Here is a 10,863-nt window from a genome sequence, read left to right as displayed (position 1 = left end):
GAAGTCTTACTCGCTTTGCCCGTTCTGTCCGATTACAACTCTTATTCGGACTGAAGTCTTGCTCGTTGCACTCGTTCTGTCCGATTACAACTCTTATTCGGACTGAAGTCTTGATCGCTTTGCCCGTTCTGTCCGATTACAACTCTTATTCGGACTGAAGTCTTGCTCGTTGCACTCGTTCTGTCCGATTACAACTCTTATTCGGACTGAAGTCTTGATCGCTTTACCCGTTCTGTCTGAAAACCTCTCATTGGGGCCACTGCTCCGTGGAGGCTCACCGCCCCCGGAAAGCAAGCGCTTGGAGCTGAAATTAACGTATTTTAACCGCAATTCCATCCAAAATGCCAAAAGACAGCGAGAGTACTCTCGATGCCTTTGTTGAAAAGCTGAGAGCATCCAAGAGGCTGCTCTTTTTTTGATTCGGATTTTTGGAAGAAAGCTGCACTAAAAAGTAACACACTGGCAATGATGCCTCAGCTTCGCGCCATTCATCACCATATCTTTGTAATGACATTCAAAACAACTGCAATAAACACCAGAATTCCCAACCTATAAGAACCCTTTTTAAGTAGATTGATCATGGTTGTAAGCCAACTATTTCTTTTTTGCCATCAATTTTAGTAGAATGAATGTACGCTTGGATGTTTTAAAGGAGGTATTCTACATTGGAAGCAGTGAATACGGAAATTGTACAAAAAGAACTTAATCGCTTAGCTAATCAAGAAGTATATATCCATCTTGAAACGACTAATGGTGCATATGCAACCCACCATGATGAATCTTTTTTTTCATCAGGTGCTTACATTCGTAACGCAAAGTTAGTTTACACGCTTGGAAAAATTACAGGGCCGAATCCATATCGTGTAGGATTAAAACTGGATATTGGCTGGGTGTATGCCGAGGGAATCACTCATTATGAAATGGATGAAAAAGGAAGATTGCTTCTAGCCGGTCATGATTTTCAAGGCAAGCTCGCTGTTGCCTTAGAGATTAGCCAAACACCATTTGAATAGTTGAAAATGGAGCTGGCATAAAATTAGAACGACTGAAAATAACTCACTATAAAGTTATAGTATGGAAGGAGAAGATCTTTAATGGAAAAAGAACGGCATGTATTAGTTATTTTCCCTCATCCAGACGATGAGGCATTTGGTGTTTCAGGTACGATCGCCAGTCATATTAGCAATGGTACACCGGTCACTTATGCTTGCCTGACGTTAGGTGAAATGGGGAGAAACATGGGAAATCCTCCTTTCTGTAATCGGGAAACACTTCCACAAATACGAAAGCAGGAGCTGCAAAATGCCGCACAAACATTAGGAATCACTGACTTAAGAATGCTTGGCTATCGAGATAAAACCGTTGAGTTCGAAGATCAAGAGAAATTGATCAATGACTTTAGTTCAATCATTGCTGAAGTCAATCCTTCGCTTATTATTAGTTTTTACCCTGGATATTCTGTCCATCCAGACCATGATGCAACAGGGGCCGCTGTCGTTGAAACCGTAAAGCGAATGGCAAAAGAGAAAAGACCGAAATTAAATTTAGTGGCATTCTCAAAGAACTGTGTTGAGGAGTTAGGGGAACCAGATATTATTCATGATGTTCATCCTTTTATTTCAACAAAGCTTGCGACAATTAAAGCGCATCGTTCCCAGACCCAATTAATGGTCGCCGATGCCGAGAAAAAACTGAAGCAAAACGACCCACAAATTATTGCGTGGCTACAAAACGAGCGCTTCTGGAGCTACAAAATAGATTAAGTCAGGAGATCAGTAAGGGATCGTGTAAAGAGTCCGACCTTTTTACTCAGTCCCTTCTTTCTTTCCTTCGACTTCTTCCTTTAAATATCGCAGCAAATAACCATCTTCCTGTTTAAGGATTTTCACAAGTGCACGCCTTGAGAAAAAGCTGAACAGCCCTTTTATTTTTACATCGGCTTCAAACTGAGCTTGTGTCCCTTCTTCAATCGCTTCAAATAAGTATTTATACGTAATCGTGATGGCACCTGCCACACTTTCCGTTGTATAAACTCGATTGGGCTCATACTCAATAATTTCAATTTCCGCTTTTGTCTCTCTTCCGCGAACATTTCTTGTTTCTAATAGTTTCGTCCCTTTTTTAATCGGACCCTCTGTCAATTTTTCTAACTTCACCACATTAGGCATGATATCTGTAATATTTTCCAACGTTATTAAATACTCAAATACTTCCGCTACAGGTCTCTCAATGATAATACTTGATTGGAAATCCGCCATAACACAACCTCATCTTTCAAAAAGTGATAGGATTATCGTCTCAAAAGCTACAAGTATTAGTCAAGAGTCAAAAAGTTTTAAAATTCTTGGCTTTGTTATGTATCGGTGTTCATTTTTAGATCACTTTCTATATCCTTTTAGCTTAACTAAAAGACGAGGATGTCCGAAAAACTTAGCATTTCCTGCAGGAGTCGTCCTCTTAAGTAATTTGCCCAATACTCATATGTACTTCAGACTAATAAAGTTCTTTATAGTCCTCTTTTAACATTTCTTCTAAATCCTCTGATAAATAATCGGATAACTTAGTGTGATCACGTAGCATATTTGCCGCGGATGGTAACTTCGCTTTACTATGCCATGATGAAGAATCCCATAGCCTAGATCTTTTAAATGCTTTGGCACAATGGATAAAACACTCGTTCACCTCGACAGCAACAGCTAACATGGGGGTTTTCCCATTTACAGCCATTTGCTTAAGCAACTCCTCATCCTTCACTATAAAAGCTTTTCCGTTGACCCGCAACGTTTCTCCTAATCCTGGAATAAAAAATAAGAGCCCCACCTTTGGATTGCTAATTATGTTTGAGAGCGAATCCACCCTCTTGTTACCCGGCCTTAAATAATTCTTGTTTAAAACCAATACAAAACCCGGACTGTCTCCCCTTGGTGATACATCACAAAACCCCGACTTATCAGCTGTCGACATTGTCAAAAAAGGCGATAAAGAGATGAACGTACGACAATGTTCATCCAAATAACGGACAACTTTTTTGGTTACAATTTCACTTGGATAACCAACTAACGCTCGTAATTCTTCTTCTGATCCTATCATTTTATTAAATGGTACTTCTCGACGCATTCATTTCCCTCCTTTCCTATTTTCACCCGCTGGCTTTAGTGAGCTCCTCTAAAGAAAAGATTTTTTCCCCTCCAGAATATGTTTCCAAAACCTTTATTTCATCTATCTCTTCGGGATGAACAGTCAAAATATCCTTATCCAACACAATGAAATCAGCAAAATAACCAGGCTTTAATTGCCCTATCTTCGGAACACGAATAATTTGTTGAGCATATTTCGTATACAAAAGGACAGCTTCTTCTATCGTAACTCTTTCATTTCGGTTAAATTCCAATCCAGTGTAGGTTTTTCTTGTAACAGCAGATTTAATCCCAATGAATGGATCAGAAGGATCTGGCCACGAAGTAGCCGGTGCATCTGATGAAAATGAAAAGGTCACTCCATGTTCTAACATTGTTTTAAAAGGGTAAGACTTTTCAACCCTACTAACTCCTAGATTATTCAAATAACTATCATATTCAGCGAAAAGAAAGATAGGTTGAGTAACAAATCCTATACCTGCATTTTGCGCCTTTTTTAATGTCTCAATTGTCGGAAAAGATCCGTGCTCAATTCTTATAGAAGGAGCATCCTGAATCCACATTTCTTGATTGGCAAATGTATCTACAATAAGTTTAATTGCCTTTTCCCCCATCGCATGTACGACCAATTGAATTCCTTGTTTTTTGGCAAAATCAGCCGCTTGTAAAAGTTCCTCTTCGGTAGTAATGGCTAAACCAGTATTATTCCCATCACCTAAATATGGTTGCTCTACCCATGCTGTTTTTCCAGAAATACTTCCATCTGCGAATAATTTAACACCACCAATATGGATGGGCTCAAGAGAATCCAATTGGGTCTTAGGAAGTGTTGTTACATGTTGTAAATCCTCCCAAATATAATAAAGAACCGTTCTTTGTTTATATCCGAGGCTTGTCGCTGTTTTGTATAAATCATAATAATCAATTGGAGAGTTTTTGGACATCATATCGGTAACCGTCGTTATCCCTTGTGAGGATAGCTTACAGCTTAACTTCGTAAGTAATTGTGCATTTTCTGCAAGCGTTAAGTCAGAAATAATATCATAAAATAGATACCTTGCTTTTTCCCTTAATATTCCGTTTATTTCTCCTCTAGCATCAACATCAATTTGCCCTCCTATAGGGGATGTTGTATACCTATCAATCCCAGCAAGCTTTAAGGCAAAACTATTCACAATAATTATATGTGAGCAGGCTCTAGTAATAATAACTGGTATATCTGGTGCGACCCTATCTAAATCCCAACGGGTAATCTCTCTTTGTTCTCTTAATTTTGCTTCATCAAATCCCCACCCTCGAATCCATTCATCTTTTTTATTCTCTTTTATAACCTCATATTTCTTTCTTATTTCATATAGTAATTGTTCAATTGAATTGATGAGCGGAGGACCACAATAAATTTGCTGCTCTACCTCTGCCAATAATAATGGATGCATATGAGCATCTATAAAGCCAGGAAGCACTCTTCTCCCTTGAAGGTCTATCAACTTCTTTCCCTCTTTTTTAACATCACGCTGATTTCCAACCCATACTATTTTTCCTGATTTTACGACCATTGCGCTTGCATAAAGCTGTTCTGTATTTGAGGTAAAAATTTGACCATTATAGTAAAGCTCCTCCACCATTCTCATCCTCCTAAGGAAAGATAGGAATCACTATTCCATGTTAGTAGTGTTATAGATTCATCAGCAAGTTTCCATGATTTTCCCTTTCTTGCCTTGTTTCCTAAAAAGCAAGAAAGGTCGTTATCATTTCCCTTATTTATTTTTGTTTATATGGCTTGCAACAATCAGGCCACTCTCAACTTGAATGCGAACAAGCCTCTGAATGGAGATAACCGAATAATTCAATTCATTTTCAAGTTCTTTACAATACTCCTCTAACCACTTTGCCCCCTGTCTAAGATTTTTTTTTAGTTTTTCAATTGCTTCGAGATCTATATTTTCTTCTTTCTCAAGCTGAGCAATTTCGTAATCATACGTACGAACGGATAAACCTAGTGACAACCCATTATAAAATTTCGCTGTGTAAAGATTATCAAAAATCTGAGCTATCTTTGCAGGCTGTTCAAATTCTAAACTACTTGATGCCCAATTCTTTTTTGCTTCACTACTCTCTTCTTGATGGACAATGATTTGATCAACCAGCTTTACAAAAGGATTCCTATCTGTCAAATATGGACGGACTTCATTTAAATATTCCTTTAATTGAGCGTAGTGATTTTTATTCATTTCGATATTCTTTAAGAGCGCCTCTTTACGGGTGATATCACCTTCACTCAAATTTTGCACACGTTCGTCAAAAAAGTATGGCAACTCTGTGAGCAAAGTAACACAATCAGCTTTTGTTGATGCATAGTCAGCACTTGAAGTCCCAGAATGAATAGTCGGAGCCTTGCCTGTGAATTTTTCCGTATAATCGTATGACTGCGCAACACCCATAATTTGATATACGGCTGGCGAGAATTCTCTAATATAAGGTGCTTCTGGTTCTCCTAAACTCAGCGCGACACCCTGTTTAATCGCCGAGTTACGTAAATCCTCATAAATTTCCGGAATATCTTTAGAAATATACCAGTAGGCTCCTCCAAACCCAGCGTTATGCAATGAATACATAAACTCAGGTTTTATTTCATCTATGATATTCATAAGGGCTTGCGTTTCCGGAAGTGGGTCATGAAAATGCAATTCTTTATAATCTACCGGAAATGTCCATTCCACTTGTTCAAACCCGACAGGTCTAAAAAAATGTTTAGTATAGTTATAAATATTAAACGGCCCCTTAAACCACCCTTCATTCAGTCTCGCACCATCGGGATCAATACATTTGATAATATACCAAGTAAACCCAAGTGCCTCCCGTAGATTGTCGTCCTCTGCCAAAGCACGGGAAAAATATTCCATAGTCATAGCACCAATCGGCTCATTGGGGTGAGGACAAGCAAAACATAAAGCATTTTTCTTTCCGTTCCCTATTTTAATGCATTCTATTGAGTGTCCATTTCGAGATTTTCCTGCTTCAAATACCGTAACAATATCGGGGAATTCTTCAGCCAATTGTCTTGTACTTTCATCCATTTCGTCTACCGTTAAGAAAACTTTGTAATCTGGCACCCTATCAACAACAGATTGAATATTTATCGTGTTATTCATCAAACAAATCCCCTTTACCAACTTTATTTTATTTTTCAATCTTGACATAGTTGTATTCAGAGAACCCAGTGGATTGAATCGCTTCATCAGAAGATGGATCCCCTTTTACATATGAATGCACTGGAGAATAACCCACCCACTCAGATATTGGATAAATTGGTAAATCCTCTGCCAAAATACGCTGAATATCTTGATAGATAGGTGCTCTCTCCTCCTCTGTCACCAATTGGGCTCCTTTGACAAGAAGCTCGTCTAATTCAGTGTTTTTATATAGAGATAAATTGTTGGAGCCTTCCGAGCTTATTCTCGGAGATATTGAGCCTACATCAGGTCCTTGATAGCCACCTAACATACTCATTTCAAAATCCGCATTATCTTTTACTTTTTGCTGCCATGTCGCATATTCTAAAATATTTAATTCTACATTGATACCTACTTGTCTAAGTTGATCTTTAATAACTGTTCCCATATCCGCATTCGAACCTGATTCAAACACGTCAAAAGTTATGTTCAAATAATTTCCATTTTTGTCTGGAGTATATCCGGCCTGCTCTAATAACTCTTTTGCCTTTTCTGGATTATATTCTGGAATTTTATATTCATCTGTTATTGCCCAATTATAAACAGGTGATAAGAAGTGCTCTGCCACTTGTCCATCGCCTTTCTGGGCCTTTGACACAATTTCCACGTTATTTAACGCATAGGCTATTGCTTGACGAACCTCCAATTGATTAAATGGCTCCTTTTCAAAATTAAACACTAAGTATTGTCGAGAAGGCCATACCTTAGATTCCCCTTCAATATTAGGATCATTTTTCATTTTCTCAATTTCAGAACTTGGAGGAGAACCTCCAAATATATCTACTTCACCATTATAAAAAGCCTGTACCAATGTATTTGGATCAGGGATAATCGAAAAAACTAACCTATCTACATAAGGTACTTGCCCAAAATATTCATTATTTCGCTCTAAAGTAACATTCACACTTGTTGTGTACTCAGAAAACTTAAATGGTCCAGTCCCGATCGGTTCAATATTTGTCCCAGAATCCCAATTTTCTCCACTATAGACATGCTCAGGCAGAATAAAAGTGGCATACCAAGCTAGATACCCTAAAAATGTAGCATCTGGTTTAGATAATTTTATTACGACCGTATTGTCATCTGGAGTACTAACCTCTTCCATACTCTTTAAGTTTGAAACTGCGTAGCCATTATTATTTTTAATTGAATCCAAGGTGAATTTAACATCAGCTGAAGTAAAGTCTTTTCCGTCATGCCATTTTACATTTTCATTTAGATGGAAGGTAATTTCAGTTCCATCATCATTAAACTCCCATCTTTCTGCTAAATCCGGAATGATTTCTTGGTTATTATTTAGTTTCACTAATCGGCTAAAAACATTCTGAGCGATTGGATATAGGAAGTCATCTGCTCGTGCATCTGGATTGAACGTTTGCGGGTCTCCAGCGAGACCGACAATTAATGTGTCGCCTCCACTCAAACCACTTTCAGAATCACCTTCGTTCCCTTGCGTTTCACTTACTCCACCACTACAACCAGCAATAATCCCAACAAAAAATACGAAGCTTATAAGTAGTAAAAGTCCCTTCTTCATTCATCAAAACTCCTTTTATCTGTATTTGGATGGAGAAACGCAATTTTATCACCTCTCTCCAGTTCCAACTGCTATTTTGAATTATTTTAAATATAATCTGATTTATTAAAGAAAGCTTGGCCCAACCTATTCATTGATATAAGGACAACTGACATAATGGCCATTACCAATATGTGTTGACTCTGGGTCTTCATGGTTACAAGATTCCCTGCTTTGATAACACCTTGGAGCAAACCTACAGCCTGGGCCAATATTAATTGGTGTGGGAGGTTCTCCCGCGATATGAATAATTTGTTGATTTTCAAAGGAGTCTAACTGAACGGAGTTGGAAATTAACGCACGTGTGTACGGATGCTGGGGATTATGCATGACCTCATCAGTAGGACCAGTCTCCACAATACGTCCTAAATACATTACTGCAACTCTATCGGAAATATATCGGGTCGTTGTAATATCATGACTGATAAATACCATAGCTGTATTTTCCTGTTTACATAAGTCTGCGAGCATGTTGATAATATCTGCTCTAATTGATACATCTAACATCGAAACTGGCTCATCAGCAACGACAAACATTGGTTCAAGCAGCATTGAACGCAGGATTGAAATACGTTGCAATTGTCCACCTGATAATTCATGTGGATATCGGTGCAAGTATTCTGTCGCCGGTTTTAGCCCTCCCTTTTCTAGCAAATCGATGCACATGGCAAGTCGTTCATTTTTGCTTTCACCGATATGATGTAATTTCATCGTACTGATAAGAACCTTAGCAATTGTATATCTAGGATCAAAAGTATCAAATGGGTTTTGGAAAATCATTTGAGCTGTTCTTCGAAATGCCAGAGGGTCTTGTTTAAATAGATTTTGAGAAGGAACTCCATTAATGCTTATTGAACCTGACGTCGGCTCCTCCAGTTTTACTAAAATTCTCCCTAAAGTCGATTTACCACAGCCGCTTTCGCCAATAACGCCTAAAATCTCTCCTTTATTTAATGAGAAACTTACACCATCAACCGATTTGATATCCTGATTTCTTTGTCTTTTTCCTCTTTGCTTGTAATACTTGTATATATTTTCTACGGAAATAGCTTTTTCTTCAGCTGTGATTAACGTTTGCATGTTCCATACCTCCCACAAGGTGGCAAGCCACTCGATGATTACCAGATAAAAGCTCTTCAGTTGGTTTTACTTGATAGCAAATGTCTGTTGCAAATTCACAACGACTAGCAAATATGCAGCCTTGAACAGGAACACTTAAATCTGGTAAAGCTCCTGCAATCCCTCGTATGTTTTTCTTTTCTCCTTTAAAAGTAGGAATAGACTTTAGAAGGCCTTGTGTATAGGGATGTAAAGGATTAACTAAAACGTCTTTTACGTACCCAAACTCCAATATATTCCCTGCATACATAACTGCTACTTTCTTACAAGCTGAAGCTACCACTGACATATCATGCGTGATCATAATGCGAGTTAGGTTCAGCTCCTTTTCAAGCTCTTTTATCTCAGATAAAATTTGACCTTGAGTTACCACATCTAATGCCGTTGTTGCTTCATCTAAAATTAGCAATTTAGGATTGTGCATTAAGCTCAGTGCAATTGATACTCTCTGCATCATCCCTCCTGACAGTTCATGAGGATAAAGATCATATACTCGTGACGGTAGATTCACCATTTCTAGTAATGAAATTATCTTCTCTTTAAGCTTTTTTTTGGAAATCTTGCTTTCATGTATTCTATAAATATCAGACATCTGAGTTCCGATTTTATGGACTGGGCTGAGAGCATTCATTGATTTCTGAAACACAACAGCCAAATCCCTCCATCTTATCTTCCTTATTTGTTCGTCTGTACATTGAAATAAATGTTTCCCGTCTAAAATAACTTCCCCTTCTATTCTGGCAATTCTTTTTGGTAATAATTGCAATATTGCCATTGCTAATGTAGATTTACCTGATCCCGACTCCCCCACAATACCTATGGAATCCTGTTCCTCAACAGAAAGTGAAATATTGTGAACAGCTCTTGTAATCTTATCTTTTGTATGGAAGGTTACTGTGAGGTTTTCAATTTCTAAAATGGACATATTGCTCACCACCTAATTTTGATCATGAAGCTTTGGACTAAGCACTCGATTAAGCCCGTCGCCAATTAAATAAAATGATAGTACAGTGAGTACAACGACGATTCCTGCAAAAGTCGATATCCACCAAGCAGATGTCATATATTCACGGCCGTTATAAATAATTTGCCCCCAGCTGACTACATTGGGGTCTCCAAGCCCTAAAAAGCTGAGACTTGCCTCCGTAAGAATTGCTCCAGAAATGATCATGGTTGTATTAGCAATAATGGGAAATATTCCATTCGGAATAATATGTTTTAATAGAATTGTCCATTTCTTTTCTCCAATAGAATAGGCCCCCATAATGAATGTCCTTTCTCTTAATGACATAGCCTGCGCTCTCATAAGACGTGCATTACCGACCCAGCTTGTTAAGCCGATAATAAGCATGACGTTTATGAGACTGCTTCCAAACAGTGCAACAACGATCAAAATCAGGAAAAAAGTCGGCATCATCAAAAATATATTGTTTATTTCCGTTAGCAGTCTATCTATTTTTCCTCCGAAAAAACCAGCTATACCGCCTAGCAATGTTCCAATAACCCCTGAAATGAGCGCAGCCACAATTCCAATCATTAACGAAGTGCGAGTTCCATAAATTATCATGCTAAACACATCACGCCCTAGTCCATCTGTACCAAGGTAATGGGTTGAACTTGGTGCGGCTATCATCTCATCCCCCAATGAATATGGATCATGCGTTGCGAAAACAGGAGCAAATATTGAAACAATTAATAATAGAACTAATAGAATAACCCCTACTTTTAGTTGTTTAATGTCATTAATTTTGTTTATGGACTTTTTGAAAATATTTTGATTATTCCTCTTGATCTCCAA

The 10,863-nt window shown here is 38.1% G+C and carries 10 protein-coding genes; 2 read left to right on the top strand and 8 right to left on the bottom strand.

Translation table 11 applies throughout. From position 1 onward, the window contains the following. Positions 1-665: 665 nt before the first annotated feature. Together FCJ93_RS12370 and bshB2 are read left to right on the top strand one after the other, a co-directional pair. Entirely contained in the window at positions 666-1,013 is a 348-nt protein-coding gene (locus tag FCJ93_RS12370) for a YojF family protein (protein WP_095312533.1), read from the top strand. A gap of 81 nt (positions 1,014-1,094) precedes the next feature. Then, the gene (gene bshB2 / locus FCJ93_RS12365) at positions 1,095-1,763 is read left to right on the top strand and encodes a bacillithiol biosynthesis deacetylase BshB2 (RefSeq protein WP_095312529.1); all 669 of its coding nucleotides are present in this window, start codon (positions 1,095-1,097) and stop codon (positions 1,761-1,763) included. Between the two features lie 42 nt (positions 1,764-1,805). Here the strand turns inward: bshB2 and FCJ93_RS12360 are convergent, their stop codons facing one another. The 8 genes from FCJ93_RS12360 to FCJ93_RS12325 all read right to left on the bottom strand — a co-directional run bounded on the left by FCJ93_RS12360 (position 1,806) and on the right by FCJ93_RS12325 (position 10,863). Continuing rightward, positions 1,806-2,258: an SRPBCC family protein gene (locus FCJ93_RS12360; protein ID WP_095312526.1), complete on the bottom strand. Its 453-nt coding sequence runs from the start codon at positions 2,256-2,258 to the stop codon at positions 1,806-1,808. A gap of 235 nt (positions 2,259-2,493) precedes the next feature. Then, positions 2,494-3,117, bottom strand: a complete 624-nt coding sequence (locus FCJ93_RS12355) for a pyridoxamine 5'-phosphate oxidase family protein (protein ID WP_137743813.1) — start codon at positions 3,115-3,117, stop codon at positions 2,494-2,496. Between the two features lie 22 nt (positions 3,118-3,139). Then, entirely contained in the window at positions 3,140-4,762 is a 1,623-nt protein-coding gene (locus FCJ93_RS12350) for an amidohydrolase (protein WP_170211298.1), read from the bottom strand. 132 nt (positions 4,763-4,894) lie between these two features. Further along, the gene (locus tag FCJ93_RS12345; protein WP_235879470.1) at positions 4,895-6,289 is read right to left on the bottom strand and encodes a M14 family zinc carboxypeptidase; all 1,395 of its coding nucleotides are present in this window, start codon (positions 6,287-6,289) and stop codon (positions 4,895-4,897) included. Between the two features lie 28 nt (positions 6,290-6,317). Beyond that, positions 6,318-7,907 (bottom strand): ABC transporter substrate-binding protein, encoded by a 1,590-nt coding sequence (locus FCJ93_RS12340; protein ID WP_137743811.1) that lies wholly within the window; start codon positions 7,905-7,907, stop codon positions 6,318-6,320. 126 nt (positions 7,908-8,033) lie between these two features. Beyond that, complete coding sequence (locus tag FCJ93_RS12335; protein ID WP_137743810.1) at positions 8,034-9,026, bottom strand: oligopeptide/dipeptide ABC transporter ATP-binding protein; 993 nt, start codon at positions 9,024-9,026, stop codon at positions 8,034-8,036. Beyond that, entirely contained in the window at positions 9,004-9,990 is a 987-nt protein-coding gene (locus tag FCJ93_RS12330) for an ABC transporter ATP-binding protein (protein WP_137743809.1), read from the bottom strand. Before FCJ93_RS12330 ends, FCJ93_RS12335 begins: the two co-directional genes overlap by 23 nt. A gap of 12 nt (positions 9,991-10,002) precedes the next feature. Further along, positions 10,003-10,863, bottom strand: a complete 861-nt coding sequence (locus FCJ93_RS12325; protein WP_211344115.1) for an ABC transporter permease — start codon at positions 10,861-10,863, stop codon at positions 10,003-10,005.

Origin of the sequence: Robertmurraya siralis (genome assembly GCF_005502275.1) — a bacterium.
Classification (GTDB): Bacteria; Bacillota; Bacilli; order Bacillales; family Cytobacillaceae; genus Robertmurraya; species Robertmurraya siralis.
Note: the sequence above shows the minus strand (reverse complement) of the source record. Positions and strands in the feature narration are given on the sequence as shown.